The sequence below is a fragment of the Catenuloplanes sp. NPDC051500 genome, assembly GCF_044454585.1.
In the GTDB taxonomy this organism is placed as follows: domain Bacteria; phylum Actinomycetota; class Actinomycetes; order Mycobacteriales; family Micromonosporaceae; genus Catenuloplanes.
On the sequence record NZ_JBITDX010000003.1, the window covers coordinates 374,842 to 393,977 of the forward strand.

14 protein-coding genes and 1 riboswitch are annotated in these 19,136 nt (G+C 69.9%); of the genes, 10 read left to right on the plus strand and 4 right to left on the minus strand.

Annotation, left to right across the window (positions count from 1 at the left end; all coding sequences use genetic code 11):
• The first annotated feature begins 17 nt into the window (after positions 1–17).
• From ACIA8K_RS08290 to ACIA8K_RS08315, 6 genes are all read left to right on the plus strand, one after another.
• A complete protein-coding gene (locus ACIA8K_RS08290) occupies positions 18–1,325 on the plus strand; it encodes an ABC transporter ATP-binding protein (RefSeq protein WP_396056323.1) in 1,308 nt (435 codons plus the stop codon).
• 228 nt (positions 1,326–1,553) lie between these two features.
• Complete coding sequence (locus tag ACIA8K_RS08295; protein WP_396056325.1) at positions 1,554–2,309, plus strand: HAD family hydrolase; 756 nt, start codon at positions 1,554–1,556, stop codon at positions 2,307–2,309.
• Between the two features lie 57 nt (positions 2,310–2,366).
• On the plus strand, positions 2,367–4,733 hold the full coding sequence (locus ACIA8K_RS08300) for a glycoside hydrolase family 65 protein (protein ID WP_396056327.1): 2,367 nt from the start codon (positions 2,367–2,369) through the stop codon (positions 4,731–4,733).
• Positions 4,734–4,951: 218 nt separating this feature from the next.
• Positions 4,952–5,083: riboswitch (cyclic di-AMP (ydaO/yuaA leader) on the plus strand.
• Between the two features lie 2 nt (positions 5,084–5,085).
• Positions 5,086–6,084, plus strand: a complete 999-nt coding sequence (locus ACIA8K_RS08305; RefSeq protein WP_396056730.1) for a coiled-coil domain-containing protein — start codon at positions 5,086–5,088, stop codon at positions 6,082–6,084.
• A gap of 213 nt (positions 6,085–6,297) precedes the next feature.
• Entirely contained in the window at positions 6,298–7,545 is a 1,248-nt protein-coding gene (locus ACIA8K_RS08310) for a hypothetical protein (protein WP_396056329.1), read from the plus strand.
• Between the two features lie 244 nt (positions 7,546–7,789).
• Complete coding sequence (locus ACIA8K_RS08315) at positions 7,790–8,479, plus strand: HAD family hydrolase (protein WP_396056331.1); 690 nt, start codon at positions 7,790–7,792, stop codon at positions 8,477–8,479.
• On the opposite strand, the gene ACIA8K_RS08320 is transcribed toward ACIA8K_RS08315, so the two are convergent.
• The gene (locus ACIA8K_RS08320) at positions 8,476–8,598 is read right to left on the minus strand and encodes a 50S ribosomal protein L36 (protein WP_396056333.1); all 123 of its coding nucleotides are present in this window, start codon (positions 8,596–8,598) and stop codon (positions 8,476–8,478) included. The genes ACIA8K_RS08315 and ACIA8K_RS08320 overlap by 4 nt on opposite strands.
• A gap of 58 nt (positions 8,599–8,656) precedes the next feature.
• On the opposite strand from ACIA8K_RS08320, the gene ACIA8K_RS08325 reads away from it, so the two are divergent.
• Positions 8,657–9,436 carry an SDR family NAD(P)-dependent oxidoreductase gene (locus tag ACIA8K_RS08325; protein ID WP_396056335.1) on the plus strand — a complete coding sequence of 260 codons (780 nt, stop codon included), beginning with the start codon at positions 8,657–8,659 and terminating at the stop codon, positions 9,434–9,436.
• Between the two features lie 30 nt (positions 9,437–9,466).
• Here ACIA8K_RS08325 and ACIA8K_RS08330 read toward each other — a convergent pair whose 3' ends face one another.
• The 3 genes from ACIA8K_RS08330 to ACIA8K_RS08340 all read right to left on the minus strand — a co-directional run bounded on the left by ACIA8K_RS08330 (position 9,467) and on the right by ACIA8K_RS08340 (position 13,759).
• Positions 9,467–11,275: an immune inhibitor A domain-containing protein gene (locus ACIA8K_RS08330; protein WP_396056337.1), complete on the minus strand. Its 1,809-nt coding sequence runs from the start codon at positions 11,273–11,275 to the stop codon at positions 9,467–9,469.
• Positions 11,276–11,397: 122 nt separating this feature from the next.
• On the minus strand, positions 11,398–13,023 hold the full coding sequence (locus tag ACIA8K_RS08335) for a sulfatase-like hydrolase/transferase (RefSeq protein ID WP_396056339.1): 1,626 nt from the start codon (positions 13,021–13,023) through the stop codon (positions 11,398–11,400).
• Positions 13,024–13,072: 49 nt separating this feature from the next.
• Complete coding sequence (locus ACIA8K_RS08340) at positions 13,073–13,759, minus strand: hypothetical protein (RefSeq protein ID WP_396056341.1); 687 nt, start codon at positions 13,757–13,759, stop codon at positions 13,073–13,075.
• Between the two features lie 364 nt (positions 13,760–14,123).
• Here ACIA8K_RS08340 and ACIA8K_RS08345 point away from each other — a divergent pair, with 364 nt between their 5' ends.
• The 3 genes from ACIA8K_RS08345 to ACIA8K_RS08355 all read left to right on the plus strand — a co-directional run bounded on the left by ACIA8K_RS08345 (position 14,124) and on the right by ACIA8K_RS08355 (position 19,132).
• A complete protein-coding gene (locus ACIA8K_RS08345; RefSeq protein WP_396056343.1) occupies positions 14,124–15,983 on the plus strand; it encodes a protein kinase in 1,860 nt (619 codons plus the stop codon).
• A gap of 139 nt (positions 15,984–16,122) precedes the next feature.
• Positions 16,123–17,721, plus strand: coding sequence for an O-antigen ligase family protein (locus tag ACIA8K_RS08350; protein WP_396056345.1), 1,599 nt, complete (start codon positions 16,123–16,125; stop codon positions 17,719–17,721).
• A complete protein-coding gene (locus tag ACIA8K_RS08355) occupies positions 17,681–19,132 on the plus strand; it encodes a lipopolysaccharide biosynthesis protein (RefSeq protein ID WP_396056347.1) in 1,452 nt (483 codons plus the stop codon). Before ACIA8K_RS08350 ends, ACIA8K_RS08355 begins: the two co-directional genes overlap by 41 nt.
• Positions 19,133–19,136: the final 4 nt, after the last annotated feature.

The window sequence follows — 19,136 nt, forward strand, 5'->3', positions numbered from 1 at the left end:
GCTGCGGGGAGGTGGCGGTGACAACCGTCGCGCTCAAAGACGTCACAAAGGTGTTCCCCGATGGAACGGTGGCGGTCGACAGGGTCAACCTCGACGTCGAGGACGGCGAGTTCATGGTCTTGCTGGGGCCTTCGGGCTGCGGCAAGTCCACAGTGCTGCGCATGGTCGCGGGTCTGGAGGACCCGAGCAGCGGCGTCGTGCTGCTCAACGGCGAGGTGGTCAACGACATCCCGCCCCGAGATCGACGTATCGCGATGGTCTTCCAGGATTTCGCGCTCTATCCGCACATGACGGTGAACGAGAACATCTCGTTCCCGCTCCGCCTCTCCGGCGTCGAGCCGGGCCCGCGCTCGGAGCGGGTGGCTGACGTGGCCGGCGCGCTCGGCATCGGCGAGTTGCTCGGCCGGCGACCGGGCCAACTCTCCGGCGGTCAGCGTCAGCGGGTGGCGATGGGCCGCGCGATCGTCCGCCGTCCCGGCCTGTTCCTGATGGACGAGCCCCTCTCGAACCTGGACAGCGGCCTCCGCGCGGAGCTGCGCGCGGAGATCTCCGGCCTGGTCCGCGAGCTCGGCGTGAGCACCATGTACGTCACGCACGATCAGGCCGAGGCGCTGACCATGGCGGACCGGGTCGCGATCATGCGGAAGGGCGTGCTTCAGGATGTCGGCACGCCCACCGAGGTCTACGGCCGCCCGGCCACGCTCTACGTGGCCGCGTTCCTCGGCAGCCCGCGGATGAACCTGATCGAGGCCTCGGTCTACGTGCACCTGGACCGCTATGTCGCGCTCAATCTCGGTGAGCAGGCGCTCTATCTGCCGTGGGACGACATCCGGGCCCGCGCGGTCGCGCACTTCCACGGCGAGCGGATCGTGATCGGCCTGCGCGCGGAGGCGCTGACCCCTGTCGCGCCGGACTCGCCGGGCGACGTGCTGCAGGGCCGCATCCGCTACCTGGAGCACCACGGGCACGAGTCGCTGGCGTTCGTCGACGTGGGCGCCACCGCGGTGCTTGTGGACGAGCTGGGCGGCGCCGCGGTCGAGATGGACGAGGTGGAGACCGGCCCGATGCGGCGGCTCGGTCAGGCGGTGCAGCGGATCGCCGGGCGGTTCGGCGACCGGAGCGAGCCGGAGCAGTCGTCAGGCGGCGGCCGGACCAGCGTGCTGAGCGACCCGGGTCGTCATCACCGGCGCCCGGCCGAGCTGGCGGTACGGCTCGCTCCCTACCCGGCGATCAGGCCCGGCAGCCCGCTGGCCATCGGCGTGCGGATGGACGCGCTGCACTTCTTCGACGAGCGCGGTGACCGGATCGATGTGGGCTGGCGATAGAGGTGATCATTTGAAGATCAACTAAGGGGGAGCCGAACGGTCAGGCCCGACGGACCCTTTGTGCGATCGTTTGTGTCGTCCGGGCGACATGAAAGGTTCACCGTTTTCCCGCGCGAGCGCGCTGACCGGCGATAACCTGCGGAACGGGGCACCACACGAGCCGCCGCGCCCGGGGTTTGACACCGGCGAAATCCGGTTAAGTTTCCATTTCACGGTTAAATTGAGCGGGTGCTTGGTCTTCCACCTCATGTGACCACCTGCCTGTTCGATCTGGACGGTGTCCTCACCCAGACCGCGCTTGTCCACAACGCGGCCTGGAAGGAGACGTTCGACGAATATCTGCGCAGGCGCGCCGAAGCGGACGGGACTCCCTTCGTCCCCTTCGACTCCGGATCCGACTATCTCAAGTACGTGGACGGCCGACAGCGGGCCGACGGCGTGCGTACGTTTCTCAAGTCCCGGGGCATCGAGCTTCCCGAGGGCACCCCTGATGACGCCACCGACGCCGAGACCGTCAACGGCATCGGCAACCTCAAGAACGTGCTGGTGCTGAAGTACATCGGCGAGGGCAAGGTGAAGGTGTACGACGGCTCGGTCACCTACCTGCACGCGGTGCGCGATGCGGGCATGCGGACCGCGGTCGTGTCCGCGAGCGCCAACTGCCGCGACGTCCTGCGCGCGGCCGGCATCGAGGATCTGCTGGAGGAACGGGTCGACGGTGTGGTCGCCCGTGCGGAGGGACTGCCCGGCAAGCCCGCGCCGGACACGTTCCTCGCGGCCGCGAAGAGGCTCGGCGTCGACCCTCAGAACGCGGCCGTCTTCGAGGACGCACTCGCGGGCGTGGAAGCCGGCAAGGCCGGCGGCTTCGGATTCGTGGTCGGAGTGGACCGGGTCGGGCATGCGGATGATCTCCGGGCCCACGGCGCCGACATCGTCGTATCGGACCTCGCCGAACTCCTGGACGGCGGCGAGTCCCCCCGGTAGGACGCAACCCGCCGGTGGTTCACCGACGGGCTCAGATCAACACTGAAAGGGATCACTGTGATCCGAGAGCGGGCTTATCCGGTCGAGCCCTGGCATGTCCGCGAGACACGGCTCGACCTCGACGTCCTGGCTCAGTCGGAGTCCGTGTTCGCGCTCTCCAACGGCCACATCGGCCTTCGGGCCAACCTGGACGAGGGCGAGCCGCACGGTCTGCCGGGCACCTACCTGAACAGCTTCTACGAGCTTCGGCCGCTGCCGTACGCGGAGGCCGGCTACGGCTTCCCGGAGTCCGGTCAGACGATTGTCAACGTCACGAACGGCAAGCCGATCCGGCTGCTCGTCGACGACGAGCCGTTCGACGTCCGCTACGGCGACCTGCAGTCGCACGAGCGCGTGCTGGACATGCGGTCCGGCACGCTTGAGCGCGAGGTCGAGTGGGTCTCACCGGCCGGCCGGTCGGTGCGGGTGCGCTCGACCCGCCTGGTGTCCTTCACCCAGCGCGCGATCGCCGCGATCTGCTACGAGGTCGAGCCGGTCAACGGCCCGGCCCGGGTGATCGTGCAGTCCGAGCTGGTGTCGAACGAGCAGCTGCCGCCGACCAAGCGTGACCCCCGGGTCGCGGCGCTGCTGGAGTCTCCGCTCGTGGCGGAGGAGCACCTGGTCCAGGACCTGGGCGGACTGCTGATCCACAGCACGAAGAACAGCCAGCTGCGGATGGCCGCCGCGATGGAGCACGTGGTGGAGACGGACGGCCGCCACATGGTCAAGACCGAGGGCAACCCGGACTGGATGCGGACCACTGTCGCCTGCATGCTCGAGCCGGGGCAGAAGCTCCGGATCATCAAGTTCATCGCGTACGGCTGGTCCAGCCGGCGCTCCGTGCCCGCGCTCCGTGACCAGGTCGGCGCCGCACTGGCAAGTGCGCGGCTGACCGGCTGGGACGGGCTGGTCACGGCGCAGCGGGAGTACCTGGACGCGTTCTGGGACCACTCGGATGTCAAGGTCGAGGGCGACCCGGAGGTGCAGCAGGCGGTGCGCTTCGCGCTCTTCCACGTGCTCCAGGCCGGCGCCCGGGCGGAGATGCGGCCGATCGCGTCGAAGGGGCTGACCGGCCCCGGGTACGACGGCCACACGTTCTGGGACTCCGAGACGTTCGTGCTGCCGGTGCTCACCTACACGCAGCCGGATGCGGCCAAGGACGTGCTCCGCTGGCGGCACGCCACGCTCGACCTCGCCAAGGAACGGGCCGAGACGCTCGGCCTGCGCGGCGCGGCGTTCCCGTGGCGGACCATCCGCGGGCACGAGACCTCGGCGTACTGGCCGGCCGGCACCGCGGCGTTCCACATCGCGGCGGACATCGCGGACGCGGCCCGCCGCTACGTGACCGCGACCGGGGACGAGGACTTCGAGCGCGACTACGGGTTCGATCTGCTGATCGAGACGGCCCGGCTGTGGCGCTCGCTCGGCCACCACGACCGGCACGGCCGCTTCCACATCGACGGCGTGACCGGCCCGGACGAGTACACGGCCGTGGTGGACGACAACATCTACACCAACCTGATGGCCCAGCAGAACCTCTACGCGGCGGCGGAGGTGGCGCTGAAGTACCCGGAGAAGGCGAGCGCCGCCGGCATCGACGAGGAGGAGATCGCGGGCTGGCGGGACGCGGGCGCGGCCGTGCACCTGCCGTACGACCACGAACTCGGTGTGCACCAGCAGTCGGAGGGCTTCACCCGGCTGCAGGAATGGGACTTCGAGGGCACGCCGCAGGAGAACTACCCGCTGCTGCTGAACTACCCGTACTTCGACCTCTACCGCAAGCAGGTCGTGAAGCAGGCGGACCTGGTGCTCGCGATGCTGTGGCGCGGCGATGCGTTCAGCGACGAGGAGAAGCAGCGCAACTTCGCCTACTACGAGGCCCGGACGGTCCGTGACTCGTCGCTCTCCGCCTGTACGCAGGCGGTGCTGGCGGCGGAGACCGGGCACCTGGAGCTCGCCCACGACTACCTGGGCGAAGCCGCGCTGATGGACCTGCACGACCTGCACAACAACGCGCGCGAGGGCCTGCACGTGGCGTCGCTGGGCGGATCGTGGATCTCGCTGGTGATGGGTCTCGGCGGCATGCGGGACCACGGCAGTCAGCTGTCCTTCAACCCCCGCCTGCCGGAGCGGATCACCCGGATGGAGTTCGCGCTGCTCTGGCGCGGGCTGCGGCTGCGGGTGGACGTACGCAGCGACGAGGTCACCTACTCGCTGCGGAACGGCACGGGTGAGAAAAGCATCACACTCGTGCACCATGGCGAGCTGGTCACCGTGTCCGCGGACAAGTCGGTGACCATGGCGATTCCGGAGCGCACCGACGTCGGGCCGGAGCCGCATCAGCCGGCCGGTCGCGCGCCGGCACGACGGTCAAGCTCTCTGTAGTCAGCCGATCGACAACTGGTCAGGATAGGTCGCCTCGGGAAACCGGGGCGGCCTATTTCCGTACCATTTAGATGTCGCTCTATGATTTAGGGTCATTGAGCGGGCACTTTCTGTGACTATAGGGTTTTCTTAAGTTTCGTGATCTTGAGCGTGGCTGTTTGTCGCACCTGGGTAGTCTTGCCGCCGGTTGTCATCAGCGGGCGCCGCACCGGCGCCAGTGACCACCACCGCCAAATCGCACAGCGAGTCGGGGAACCACGTTTGTGGGGTGAATCCGCGTCAAGCGGTAGGGGTGTCGTTCCCATCCCGAACCCGTCAGCTAACCCGGCCGGCGGTCCGAGAAAGGGACATGATGCGCCTACGGCGAATAGCGGTGCTTGCCGTGCTGCTGGCGAGCGGTGCCACGGCCGCGCTCGCGACGCCTGCCTACGCGATCGACGAGGGCGGCTCAGATCAGCTCAGAGAACAGCTCGACGCGGCCAGCAAGGGCTTCGTCGAGGCGAAGAACAAGCTTGCCGCCTCGGAGAAGCGCCAGAAGGAGCTGACCGAGGAGCTCAAGACCATCGAGTCGGACCTCGTGGTCCGGGAGAAGACTGTCGGCGAGCTGGCCGGCCGCACGTACCGCAACGGACGCCTCGCCCCGATGGTCGCGATTCTGAACGCGTCCGAGGGCGACGGGTTCATGGACCGCGCCACGTTGGTCGAGACCATGACGATCAACCAGGAGAAGCAGGTCCAGAACCTGGTCACCGCGAAGGACGAGGCCTCGCGTGCGAAGACTGCCATCGAGTCTGAGATCGGTGAGCAGAAGAAGCAGGTCGAGAACATGGAGAAGCGGAAGAAGCAGGCGGAGAGCGCGCTGAAGGCAGCCGGTGGCGGCGCCGCAGCGAACGTCGAGTCCGGCTCCGGTTCCGCCGCGGTCGCGGCGTCGGCCGAGCGCAATTCGGACGGCTCCTTCCCCTCCGAGGGCTGCACGGTGAACGACCCGACCCCGACCGGCGGCTGCATCACGCCGCGCCTGCTGCACGCCTACAAGCAGACGAAATCGGCGGGGTTCAACCACTTCGTGTCCTGCTACCGCAGCGCGGAGGACGGCGGCGAACACCCACGCGGCCGGGCCTGTGACTGGTCGGCCCAGGCGAGCGGCTTCGGCGGCGTCGCGGCCGGCTCGGACAAGGTCTACGGCGACAACCTGGCGAACTTCTACATCAAGAACGCGGACCGCCTCGGCGTGCTCTACGTGATCTGGTTCCGCCGGATCTGGCTGCCGTCGAGCGGCTGGCAGTCCTACTCGGGTGGTGGCAGCCCTTCGGGTGACCATACGAACCACGTACACCTATCGGTGATCTGATGTAGTTCAGGATCCGTTCGAGAACCCGCGGGATAAGCGCATCCCGCGGGTTCTTGCATATGTCACACGCATACAGGTTTGCTGATTTCCGGCGGTGGATAAATCAACCGACCGGGCGACCCGCACTTGACGGGACGCGACCGGCGCGGAACCGTTCAGAAGATCAGCGGGCGCGTCTTCACGGACGTGTGAGGGGAGATCCGGCGGATTGCGATGACAGACTCCGTTGACGAAAACGACATCTTCCAGGGCCGATGTACCGGCGGCCCGCTTGACGGCCGGACGTACGCCATCCGAAAGCCCGCGGGGTTCGTCCTCGCGGACAAGAGCACGGCGACCGGGTGGTACTACGACCGGGTGGACGACGGATTCCGGCTGCGTGCGGGCCAGCCCGTCCGGCTCCGCCAGCCCGACGTCGTCGCGATCGCGGCCGGCGACGACTACGACGTGATCGCCCCGCCGGAGGACCCGGACAGTCAGCCACCGCTGGCGCTTGCCGCGGCGAACCCGAACCCGGCACAGATCACGGCGGAGATCTGGCGCTTCTGGGGGCAGTTCGACGCGTTCGAGCCGTCCGTGCAGCTCGGCGGCGTCTACGCGGCCAAGCCGGGCTACCACAACTACCGCAACGCGCTCGCCACAAGCGACTATTCGCGGGCCGACGTGGCGAACGACAGGCAGGGCCCGGGCGACAAGGCCGCCGCGATCGACCTGACCATGTCCGACACGGCGATGCGCAAGTACACCACCCGGATGGACGTGGCATGCCGGGCGCGGGACGAGCGCCTGTTCATCGGCGGCGCGCCGATCATCCGGGAGTTCATCGGCACCAAGGACAGCCGGACGGTCTACTGCTACGTGCTCACCGGCGGCCGCGCGCTGGGCGTCGGGGCCGACGCCGGGCCGGACCCGGGCCGGGACGACACCCACCTCTGGCACCTGCACCTGTCGATCATCCGCCGGTTCGTCGCCACCCAGGACGCGCTCGACCGGCTCATGTCGATCCTCCGCGGTGAATCGATCGAAACCTGGAAGGCGCGCTCGGAGAGCCCGCGAGGAGAGGAAGAAGACGAGATGTCATACCAGGTCATCCCGGTCCCGGCCGGTTTCGCCTTCGACGAGAACCAGAACCTGATCGATCGGCGGTACGCGGTGTCGATCCCGGTCGAGCCGGCCGGCCGGCCCGGAAACCCGATCGTCGGCACCCGCCGCCTCTACCTGTCGTTCAGCTCGGACTTCACCGGGGCCGAGCCGGTGCGGGTCCGCGTCGCCATCCACAACGGCGAGGGCTGGAGCGTCACGCTGATCGACGTCCCGGCCGGTGGCCGGGTCGGGGCCGCGGTCCCACCGGCCCGGGGCGACAGCGCGTTCAACATTTCGGTGGGCCGGGTGCGGAGAACCGCATCGTCCGGCGAGTTGGAGGCCACCGCACCGCTTTCGGTACTTGTCACCGTCGCCTGAACAAACAATTGTGCGGGCGTTCCGACAATCGGAGCGCCCGCACAATTGTCAGATGCGCGATTCGCCGTACCGGAATAAGCGTCACGGTCGGCCCATATGCCTGTCGCGATGCCGCGCCGTATATCGCCGGATCGATTGTTAAGCGTGGTCGCCACCTCGAGCTCGATCGTGTTCCGGCCTCGGATCGTCGCCGGTCGCCCGGCGCCACGAAACTCGGACGACACGACACCCGCCGCGTGATCGGATGCAGAGCATGAGCACCCTCGTCTTCGACGCCGACGACACGCTGTGGGAGAACAACATCCTGTTCATCCGCGTGGTCGACGACTTCCTCGCCTGGCTCGCCCACCCCACACTTGACCACGCCGCGATCCGCGCCGTGCTCAACGACGTGGAACGTGCCAATGCCAAGACTCACGGGTACGGCAGCCGCGTCTTCCTGCGCAACCTGGCGGACTGCTTCGAGCGGCTGAACGAGCGCCCGGCCACCGAGGCCGAGCGGCGCGAGATCGAGCGGCTGGCCGCCGCGCTCGTTTTCGATCAGGTCGAGCTGATGCCGGAGGTCGCGGCCACGCTCGCCGACCTCGGCGCCCGGCACGAGCTGGCGCTGCTCACCAAGGGCGACGACGCGGAGCAGCGGCGCAAACTCGCCGCGTCCGGGCTGGCCGCGCATTTCGGCAGCGTTCACGTGGTGCGGGAGAAGGATCTCGCGGCCTACCTCGCGCTGACGTCCGAGCTGCGGCTCGACCCGGCGACCACCTGGATGATCGGCAACTCCCCGAAGTCGGACATCATCCCGGCGCGCCAGGCCGGGTGGAACGCGGTCTTCATCCCGCACCCGCACACCTGGGAGCTGGAGCACGCCGCACTTGACCCGGCCGACACCGGCGTACTCCAGCTGCCGTCATTCACCGCGCTGCGTGGGCATTTCTAGCCCTGACGGCCGTTCCAGCGCGGGTTCTTGCGGTTGACCACTGTGACACGGCCCCGGCGGCGGACCACCTGCGAGCCGGGCTTGCGGGCCAGGGACCTGAGCGAGCTGCGTACCTTCATGTTTTTGACAATGATTTCCAGCTAGCCGATATTCCGCGCGACCGGTAGGACTAGACACATGGGACGAGTCGTAGTGGTGAGTGGTGGCGGAACCGGCATCGGGCAGGCGGTCGCGGCCCGGTTCGCGCGGGACGCGGCCGAGGTGGTGATCGTCGGCCGGCGCGCCGACGCGTTGGCGCGCGCGGCGGCCGGGATCGAGGCACAGGGCGCCGGCTCGGTGCTCACCATCGCGGCCGACCTCACGGACGCGGACCAGGCGCTGCGGGTACGCGACGAGATCGTCGAGCGCCACGGCAAGGTCGACGTGGTGGTGGCGAACGCGGGCGGCAACGTCACCCGCAAGCAGGCGCCGACCGACTTCGACGTGGACCGGCCCGAGCTGGACCGGCTGCTGAAGGTGCGCGAGCACTGGCAGGGCAACTTCGAGCTGAACGTGCTCACCGCCGTGCTGCTTGTCGAGGCGCTGGCCGACGTGCTCACTGACAACGGGCGGATCGTGCTGCTCAGCTCGATCGCGGCGTACCGCGGCTCGGGCAACGGTTCTTACGGCGCGTCAAAGGCGGCGCTGCACCCGTACGCGTTCGACCTGTCGTCCGCGCTCGGCGAGCGTGGCGTGACGGTAAACGTGGTCGCGCCGGGCTACATCGAGGAGACCGAGTTCTTCGGCGACACGATCACCGAGGAGTGGCGGGAGAACCAGCGCAAGCAGGGTCACACCGGCCGGGTGGGCACCTCGACCGACATCGCGGAGACAGTGCACTGGCTCGCCTCGCCGGGCGCCGGGCATGTGACCGCGCAGATCGTGCAGGTCAACGGCGGCGCGGCGCTGGGACGGTGAGGAAGGGGGCGCTCACCCGCCCCCTTCCCGTCACTTCGCCGGGGGCGTGACCCTCAGCGTCATCAGCGGGATCAAGCCGGTGATCTGCGACTTGACCTCGATCTTCACGCCCGCGCCGGCCACCTTCACCGAGTTCTGCGGGTTGGCCGCGTTCCAGTAGCGCAGCGGGTCGGAGTCGTCGAAGACCGGGACCGCCTTCTGCCGTGGCACCGAGACCGGCACGCCGTTGCGGTGGAACGTCACCGGGTCCGTCGACTGCAGGCCGAACGAGGCGTCGAACGGCTGGCGGCGGTTGCTGAGCAGTGTGCCGTCCGGGAACGTGATCGGCGTGGGGCGCGCGTCGACCGGCAGGGTGAGGCCGGTGCCGGGGTGGACGCTTGTGTTGTTGTTGCCCGCGGCCGGGTTCACGTACCAGACCACGAGGCCGTCCTGGTAGGGGAAGCGCTCCGCCCAGTCCGGCTTGGTGTTCGCCCAGCCCCAGTTGTACGGGCCGAGTCGCAGTGTCTCGTCGTATCCGGTGTACGTCCGGTATTCGGCGAGGTAGTAGGTGCCGTCCGCGAGCGGGATGACGATCGCCTGCGGCAGGATCCCGTCCGCGTTCGCCGCCGTACCCAATGTCACGTATTTCGATGATTTTCCGGGTTTTATGGTGGTGAAGTTCAACCAGCCGAGGTAGAGCTTCTCCCACGCGCCCATGTAGCCGGGCGTCGAGCCGATCGTCGGGCTGCCCCGGCCCAGCCAGGAACCCGAGGACATCACGGTCCAGAAGCCGGTGCCGTTCTCGCCGCCGGCCGTGTCGTAGAGGTCGGGCAGGCCAAGGTCGTGGCCGTACTCGTGGACGAAGACGCCGAGCCCGCCGTTCTCCGGCTCCGTCGTGTAGTCGCCGATCCAGAGCCCGGTGTCGCCGATCTGCACGCCGCCGGCCAGGTTGCCCGCCGGGCCCGCGCTGCCGGCCAGGCTGGAGAACGCGAACCAGCGGTGCGCCCAGATCGCGTCCGTGCCCTCGGCGCCGCCGCCGGCCTCCTCGCCCGCGCCGGCGTGGATGGCCTGGAAGTGGTCGACGTACCCGTCCGGCTCGTTGAAGTCGCCGTCGTGGTCGAAGTCGTCGCGGTCCCACACGTCGAACGAGGTCAGGTACGCCTTGACCTGCTCCGGCGTCTGCCCGGCGGCGAGCTGCGCGTCGTACCAGGAGGTGGCGCTGTCCTTGACGAAGTTCCAGTAGCCGTCGCGCTGGGGGACGGAGTTGCTGCCGTAGCGCGCCTCGTTGTACGGCACGGTCACCCAGTCGGAGACGTCGCCGCCGACCGTGTACCGCCCGCCGGACTGCTTGTAGTAGAAGTTCGCCATCGACTCCTTGTTGTTGGCGAACAGCAGCTCCTCGTAGTGCGCCGGGTCGAAGTCGGCGTCCCAGATCGTGGTGTTGTCGTCCGTCGCGCCGCCGTCCCACACCCGGTCCGGCTCCGGGATGGCGTTGTGCACCGGGCCTGGCGTGCCACCCGCGGCCGGGTACACCTGGTCGCCGAACTCGACAAGGAACGTCAGCACCGGATCGGCCTTCGTCTCCTTCTTCCGGTACTCGACGAACCGGTTCCCGCCGAGCCGGATGACCTCCGACCCGTTCCGCTTCTCCGTCGTCGTCCGGCCCGCGATCAACTGCTCGACCGCCTCGGTCCGCTCCGCCTCACGCTGTTCGGCGAGTGGGTGCGGCAGGTTGTCGTCGCCGAGCACGGCAGTGGGTTCCGCGTCCGCCGTGCGGGTGCCGGGTGCGGCCTCCGCCGGCGTCGCCATCAGGGCCGCGACCAGGGTGCCGGCCACGACCACACTCAGTTGCCTCTTCACGAGGGCAGGCTCCTTCCCTCCGGATGGTTCCGGGGGACAGCCTGTGGATCTCATGTATCTGGATGTGACGATGTCCTATTTCGTCTTCGTGTCGCTTTCCTCACCGTTCAGGAAGGTCCAGGTCAGGAGCCATTGCCGGTGGCGAAGGCGGAGAGGAAGTGGTCGCGGAAGGACTCCATCGGCCAGGCCGGGGCGTCGGGCGCGGGCGTGAGGCCGGGGGACCAGTTCCAGGAGGCGATCTGGTCGAGGACCGCCGGGTCCTTGGCGACGATGGTGATCGGCACGTCGTGGCTGGCGTTCGGGCCGGTGACAGTGGTGGCCGGCTGGTGGTCGCCGAGGTAGATCACCACGGTGTTCTCGTCGCCGTGCCGCTCCAGGTAGGTGAAGAGCGCGGTGAGCGAGTACTCGATCGAGGTGCGGTAGGCGTCCCGCTGCTCTGCCGGGATGCTCGGGGCCAGGCGCTCCGGCATGCCCGCGAACGCGGCGCCGTCGCCGACCGCGTCCCAGTTGATCATCTCGGGGATCGAGTCCCACGGGAAGTGGCTGGAGAGCAGGTCCAGCTCGGCCATCATCGGCCCGCGATCGGACCGGCCGTGCTCCAGCCGCTCGAACGCGGTGAGCGTGTACTGGTCCGGCATTGTGGTCCAGCCGAACTTCGGGCCCGCGTAGCCGAGGTTGCGGGAGTCGTAGACCTTGTCGAAGCCGTACCAGTCGCCCTCCGGCCAGGCGTAGGTGTTCGCCGGCGCGACCCCGACCGTGGACCAGCCGGCCCGGCGGAACGACTCGGTGAGCGTCAGCCGGTCGCTGGAGACGATCGTGCGGTAGCGCTGCTGGTTGTCGACGCGCAGGCCGGACTGGAACGAGGAGTGCGCGAGCCAGCTGTAACCGCCGAACGTGGTGGACGTCAGCCAGCCGCTGCGGGCCGCGAAACCGGACGCGGTCAGCCGCCGCTCACCGTCCGCGAGCACCGCCCCGACACCCGCGGACATCGCCGGATCCTCGACCGCGCTGCGACCGTAGCTCTCCACGAACGTGAGCAGCACGTCCTTGCCACGCAGGCCGGTCAGCAGCCGGCTCGGCGGCACGTCACCGAACGCGTCCACCGCGGCCGCGGCCGCGAACGCCTCCCGGTCGTGCAGCGCGGCGTTGACCAGGCCGGTGCGCGCGGTGAGGAACGTCGACGCGCCGCGGTCCGCGACCGGGTTGCCGACCAGCGCCAGCACCAGCCAGACCGTGGTCAGCACCACGATCCCGCGCGTGGTCGCGGTCTGGTGCCGGGCGAACGCCCGCCCCAGACGAACCAGAGCCAAAGCCATCAGCAGGGGTACGGTGAGCAGCAGCGCGACCGCGAGGATCACCGCGACGACCGCGCCGGGCCGGCCGATCGAGCCGGTCAGGAACGTGATGCCGTCGTCCGCGAGGCTCCAGTCCAGCACCAGGTCCATCTGGCGGGCGTAGACCGTGATGAAGCCCATGTCGGCGAGCTTGACCAGCACCAGCAGGCCGAGGACCACGCCCGCGACGACCGCCCCGGCGGTACGGGCCCGGCCCGGCAGCACCAGCAGCAGCACCGCCACGATCAGCGCCTCGACCGGGAGGCGCAGGAACGCGCCGGCGGTGAGGCCGGTCGGCTGGTTCGGCAGCAGCAGCGCCGCCACCACCAGGAGACCGGCCAGCACCGTGACCACCGGGCCGAAGACGACGCGCTTCGGCGCTTCCGGCGTTACGTCCTCTTGATCCTCCGGCACACCAAACCCCTTGTCAGAACAGTCAGGTCTAGTGGCCAATACGAGCGGATCAGCCGACGAGTTCGATGACCGCGCGGCGGATCAGGAACTTGCCCGGCTCGCGGACCTCTTCGAACGCGGCGTTGTTCAGCAGAATGCAGCTGCCGGACCCGCTGGTCACCTCGACCGTGATGCTCTTGTTGTTGTCCAGGTTCGTCACCCGCAGCCGGGTGCCGGCCGGGAACTGGTTGCTTGACGCGGCGGGCGCGCCGCCCTCACCGGAGAGCGTAACCGTCGAGCCGTTGCAGACGACCTCACCGTTCGCGGCACCACCACCGGCGTTCGCGTCGTCACCCTCGGTGTCGTCACCCTCGGTGTCGTCCCCGTCCGGCGCGTCCGCGACCGGGGGTGCTTCGCCGGCCGGCGGTGCCTCCTCGGCCGGGGGTGCGGCGACCGCGTCGTCCCCGCCCTGGGCCGGTGCGCAGCCGGCCTGCTTCAGCTGGAGGTCGATCACGGCGATGACCTCCTGCCGGTTCTTGATCCGGGCCTCGGACTGGGCGTCCGGGTTCGCCCGCTGGGCCGCGATGAAGTCAAGGTTCTGCCGGCGCGCCGACTCGATGCCCGCACACGCCGCGTTGGCGCCGGTGGCCGCGTTGCCGATGCCGGCGACCGCGAGCGCCCCGCCGGCCAGCGCGGCCGCGGTGACCCCGATGACGATCTTCCGGTTGCGTCCGATGAGGAGGCGGCGCCAGTTCATGATGTGCTCCATCCGTGTGCCCTGCGTCGTTGCGGCATCCGTTCCTACGCGTCCGGGCATTCGGGGAGATCAAAAGGCGAACCCTAAATGTTCACTAAGAGTCACGGTGCGGTCCGGGTATGGTCTACTCGGCGGACCGGGGTGCGGATTATCTGAAGCGCGCACGACGGTCTGTAATAGCGATGTTCGGTTCTGCGAATTGCGAGGTTTCCTATCTGGGAGCCCGCTGGAGTTGTTGCAGGCCAACGGATGTTTGTCGCATGCAGGTAGATGTGACGGGCGTCCAATGTGACTTAGACGACTGTGGCCGATTGCCGACCGCGTCGATATGATCCCGCGATATTTGAACCGGTACGGTGCTGACGTGCCCGAAACCTCGCAACGATCGCTCGCCGGTCGTTACACCCTCCTCCGCGCGCTCGGGCAGGGCGCCATGGGCCGGGTCTGGCTGGCCCGCGACGAGATGCTGCGACGCGACGTCGCCGTTAAGGAGCTCGTGCCGCCACCCGGTCTCAGCGAGGCGGAAACCGCGCAACTCCGCGAGCGGTCGCTGCGTGAGGCCCGCGCGATCGCGCAGCTCAGCCACTCCAACGCGGTCCGCATCTTCGACGTCCTGATCGACGGCGGCGACCCGTGGATCGTCATGGAGTTCATCCCGTCGCAGCCGTTGCACAGCGTGCTGCGGGCCGAGGGGCCGCTGTCCCCGGCCGCCGCCGCCCGCATCGGCCTCGCGGTCCTGGCCGCGCTCAGCGCCGCGCACCGCGTCGGCGTGCTTCACCGCGACGTCAAGCCGGCGAACGTGCTGCTCGGCACGGACGGCCGGATCATGCTTACCGACTTCGGGCTGGCCACGGTCGAGGACGACCCGGCCATGACCCGGACCGGCATCGTGCTCGGCTCGCCGGCCTATCTCGCGCCGGAGCGGGCGATCGGCGAGCCGGCCGGGCCCGCGTCCGACCTGTGGTCGCTCGGCGCGACCCTTTACGCGGCGGTGGAGGGGCGCTCGCCGTACGCGCGGTCCTCGTCCATCGCCACGCTTGCCGCGCTCGCCACCGAACTACCCGCGCCGCCGCAGCGCGCCGGCACGCTGTTCCCGGTGCTTGAGGGCCTGCTGCGTAAGGACCCGGCCCGCCGGATCAACGCGATCGAGGCGGAGAGACTGCTCCAGCAGGCCGCGGGCTCGGGCGAGGAGACGTCGTCCCCGGTCGCCCCGCGGACCACCGCGCCGCCCTCGCCGGCCGTGCCGCGCCAGCGCCGGGACGAGCGGGCGGAGGCGACCGGCGTGGCCCCCACCTCGGGCGGCGGGGGCGGGACGCTTGATGCGCGCTTCGGCTACCGCGGCCCGGATGCCAGCGCGTCCGCCCCGATCGCCGCGCCGAAGTCCTCGGCCATCCCGGGGGTGGAGGGCAGCTTCGGGTTCTCCGGCTCCGGTGCGCCGGGCACGCCCGCGGCCCGGACGCCGGCCACCTCGACGCGGTCGGCGAACGGTCTTCTCGACCAGTTCCTCGGCCCCGGCGCCGGGCCGGTCCGGCTGGCCGTCCTGCTGCTGGTTCCGTTGCTGGTGCTGCTGATCGCGCTGCTGCTGATCGTGCCGACGCTCGGTGCGGACGACGAGTCCGGACCGGGCGAAAGCGGGGCCCCGGCCGTCGGCGCCCCGGCGGTCGCTGCTCAGGGCTTGACGACGCCCGTCGCGATCGGCTCCCCGACCCCCACCCCGGTGCCGCCGACGGCGAGCGGTGGCGGCGCCGGCCTGCCCCGGTTCGACGTCTCGCCGACGCCCGGGAAGACCTCCGCCGCCCGCCCGGTAGCCGGCCCGGCCACCTCCGCTCCGCCCGCGTCCGTCTTCACCGGGCGCCCGATCGTCGGCTACGGCAGCGGCCGATGCCTGGACGTGCCGAACAGCGACGCGTCCACGCTGCAGCCGATCCAGATGTGGGAGTGCAACGGGCAGCCGGGGCAGTCGTATGAGCTGACCGCGACCGGGCAACTGCGCACCCTGGGCCGTTGCCTGGAGGTGTCCGGCGGCGGTGACGGCGCCACGCTGCGCCTCGCCGCGTGCGACCCCGCCTGGGACCAGATCTTCTCGCTCAACTCCGTCGGCGACCTGACGAACACGCGCGTCGACAAGTGTGTGGACGTGATTGACGGCAACGCCGGCAACGGTGCGCCGCTTCAGATTTGGCAGTGCAACGGTGGTGCGCACCAGAAGTGGTACGTCGGCTGAGCTGAGTGGTGCCGACAGCTGGGCGGACGAGTTCCGGAAGATCGCGAACGGCGTCCACGACGCCGCTGCTTCCTGGCAACCGATACTGTGGCGGTCGTCGGTCCCTCCGCACCGCAGAAGAACGGAAATACGTAAAACCATGGCCACGGTACGCCTGCGGGCGCTCACCGGCTGGGTGGTCGACCGCCCGTCCACAGCGGTGCTCGGGGCGGTGGTAGTCACTCTCGGTATCGGCCCGATGGCGTTGCTGCCGGCCGAGAGTCCTACCTACTCCGGCATGGCGAACATCGGTCCCACGCTGTTCACATACACCATCGCGCTCGTCGCGGCGTTCGCCGTGATGGCCGTGCGCATGCCGCGACGACTGGCCTTCGGAACTCTCACCTGGGTCCCGCTGGCCGCCTGGGTGGCGCTGGGGCTGATCTTCTGGCCGCACGAGCCGCGCACGTTCTCCGGCGCGATCCAACTCGCCCTGGCCGGGATGGCGTTCGCCACCGGCTGGGCCGCCGCGCAGGTGCGCCTGACCCGGCTTGACGACGAGCCCGGCGACCGCTGGCCGCCCGCGCTCGGCTGGGTGTTCGCGCTTGTCGCCTGGGTGCAACTGCTCGCGGTCGGTCTCGCGGCCGCCGGACTGCCGCTGCGCCGGATCGAGGGCGTGCAGGCGCTTGACGTGCTGGGCCGTGCGACAGGGCTCACCGCCCACCCGGGCGAGCTGGCGAAACTGCTGTTCTTCTGCGGCCTGTGCGCGCTCGCGCTGCCGCAGCGCACCGACCGGCAGCGCTGGCTGGCTTGGTCGACGCTCGCCGCGGTGTTCCTCGGCATCTGGCTGACGCAGAGTCGTACCGTGCTGGTCGCGGTGGTCGGCATGGTCGGGCTGTTCCTGCTGCTGCAGATGACCGCGGGCCGCTGGCAGCGCCGGGACCTGGCGATCCTCGGGCTGACCGCGGCGCTCGGCCTGGCCTCGCTGCCGTGGCTGGTCGCCCGGTTCCTGGCCGATCCCGGTGGTGGCGCGCGCGGGCACGTGACCGGCGTCGCGCTGGACGCGATCGCGGCGCACCCGCTGCTCGGCGTGGGCGTCAACGGATACGTGGCGGTGGTCGGCCAGACCGACAAGGTCACCGAGGGTGGCGTCCCGGTGCACAATGTGTTCCTGCTCAGCGCGGCCGAACTCGGCGTGGCCGGCGCGCTGCTGCTCTGGTCGCCGCTGGTGCTTGTGCTGGCCGCGGCCGTGCGCCGCACCTGGGTGACCCGCGGCGCGGACCTGCCGGCCCGGCTGGTGACGAGCGCGGGGCCCGGCGTGCTGCTGATCGCGATGACCGGCTGGGGACTGATGCAGGGGCCGTACCTGCTGATGTTCATGCTGCTCTTCGGCTATTTCGGCGCCCGCATCGACATCGCGGCCCCGCATCCGGGATCGCTTGTCATCCGTGCCGGAGTGGTGCCGCCCGCACCCGAACCGGATACTGACGCAGCGTACGAGCCCGGACCGGCCGATGCGAACGACATCCCCGTCGACCCGGACCCGGACCCGGACCCGGACCCGGACCCGGACCCGGTCGCGGCCGGACCGGAGACCGAAGCGGCCGTGACCGCGGCCGACCCCGAGGTCGAACCGGCGGTGACCGCGGCCGACCCCGAGGGTGAACCGACGGAGAGCGCAGCCGACCCCGAGATCGAGGCGGACATGGAACGGCCCGATGAGAACGAGAAGGCAGGCGACCATGGTCGCCGCCGCTGAGGCGCCGGCTCCAGCACGCCGCCGTGCGTCCCTGACCGTCGCCTCCGGCCTGCTCGGGCTGGCCGCGATCGCGAACCGCCTCACCATCCTGGTTTTGATGGCGCTGCTGACCCGCGGCGCCGGCGCGGCCACGGTAGGCATCTACGGCATCGCCACGCTCAGCGCCTCGTTCACCGCTGCCGCACTGTCGTTCGGCCTGGCCACGTTCCTGACCCGGGAGTATGCGGCCGGCGGCGTCACACCGGCCGAGGTGGCCCGGCTGCACGCGTCGCGCCTGCCGTTGCTGGCCGCGGCCGTCGCGGTGGCCTGGCCGGTGACCGGCTTCGCCGTACCCGCGGATCTGCGTCTGGCTTTTGTGCTTGTCTTCGTGGCCAGCCTGCTGGAGCAGTGGAACGAGACCGCGTGGGTGCTTGTGCGCGGGACCGCCCGGGGCTGGATGGAGGCGGCGACGAACGGCGCGTGCGGCGCGCTGCTCATCGCGTTGTGCGGTGCGGAGTTCTGGCGCACCGGCGCGCTCAACTTCGAGCGCGCCGGGCTGTACCTGCTGGGCGTGGCCGTGCTGCGGTCGTTCGGCGCGATGGTCTTCACCGGCCTGCTGCGGGCGCTGCCGGCCGGGCTGCGCGGCGCACGGACCACAGGCGCCCGCATCCGGCAGGCCGCTCCCTACTTCGCGGCCGATCTGCTCGGGCTCGCCTACTTCCGCAGCGACACGTTCGTGCTGGCGTTCTTCGTGTCCACGGCCGCGATCGGCGCCTACGTCTCCGCCGCCGCACTTGTCGGCCCGGCGGTGCAGGTGGCGGCCGCGATGGGCGTGGGCGCGCTGGCGTTCGCGGCCAGCCGGAAGCCGGACGGGAACCCGGCGGAGAACGACCCGGGCCTGGTGTTCCGGTTCTTCCGGACGGCAGGGCTGGGCGCGAGCGGGGTGCTCTATCTGGGACTGCCGCTCGCGCTGGTGATTCTGTTCGGCGACGACGCGGAGAGCGCGACGATCGGCGGGCTGACCCTGGTCCTCGGCCTGTTCCTGGCGTTGCGGTTCGCGAACTACGGCCTCTCCGCGGTGCTGCTGGCCGGTGGCGGCGCGGGCGGGCGGCTGTTGGTTCTGGTCTTCAGCCTCATCGCGAACGTGCTGCTGAACCTGGCGCTGGACGGCCCGTTCGGCGCGTACGGCGCGGCGTGGGCAACTGTGGCGACCGAGCTGGTCGTGGCCGCGTCGATGCTCTACTTCATCCGCGACCGGGCGCTGATCCGCCCGGTGCTGACCGGCGTGGCGACCGTCGCGGTTGTCGGTGCCGTGCTGGTCGGGGCAGCGCACACTGGCGGCGTCACGGTAGCTTCCCTCGGTGTGGGGGTGTTGCTGCTCGTTCTGGCCGCGGCGCAGCTGCTTCGAGAGCGTCGCCGCGCAACCGGTTGACGTC

What these genes read in the sequence shown, in the direction of transcription:
- ACIA8K_RS08340 (WP_396056341.1), bottom strand. Translation starts at nt 13,759, where the DNA reads ATGAACTGGCGCCGCCTCCTCATCGGACGCAACCGGAAGATCGTCATC.
- ACIA8K_RS08315 (WP_396056331.1), top strand. Translation starts at nt 7,790, where the DNA reads ATGCAGAGCATGAGCACCCTCGTCTTCGACGCCGACGACACGCTGTGG.
- ACIA8K_RS08325 (WP_396056335.1), top strand. Translation starts at nt 8,657, where the DNA reads ATGGGACGAGTCGTAGTGGTGAGTGGTGGCGGAACCGGCATCGGGCAG.
- ACIA8K_RS08310 (WP_396056329.1), top strand. Translation starts at nt 6,298, where the DNA reads ATGACAGACTCCGTTGACGAAAACGACATCTTCCAGGGCCGATGTACC.
- ACIA8K_RS08305 (WP_396056730.1), top strand. Translation starts at nt 5,086, where the DNA reads ATGCGCCTACGGCGAATAGCGGTGCTTGCCGTGCTGCTGGCGAGCGGT.
- ACIA8K_RS08320 (WP_396056333.1), bottom strand. Translation starts at nt 8,598, where the DNA reads ATGAAGGTACGCAGCTCGCTCAGGTCCCTGGCCCGCAAGCCCGGCTCG.
- ACIA8K_RS08355 (WP_396056347.1), top strand. Translation starts at nt 17,681, where the DNA reads ATGAGAACGAGAAGGCAGGCGACCATGGTCGCCGCCGCTGAGGCGCCG.
- ACIA8K_RS08350 (WP_396056345.1), top strand. Translation starts at nt 16,123, where the DNA reads ATGGCCACGGTACGCCTGCGGGCGCTCACCGGCTGGGTGGTCGACCGC.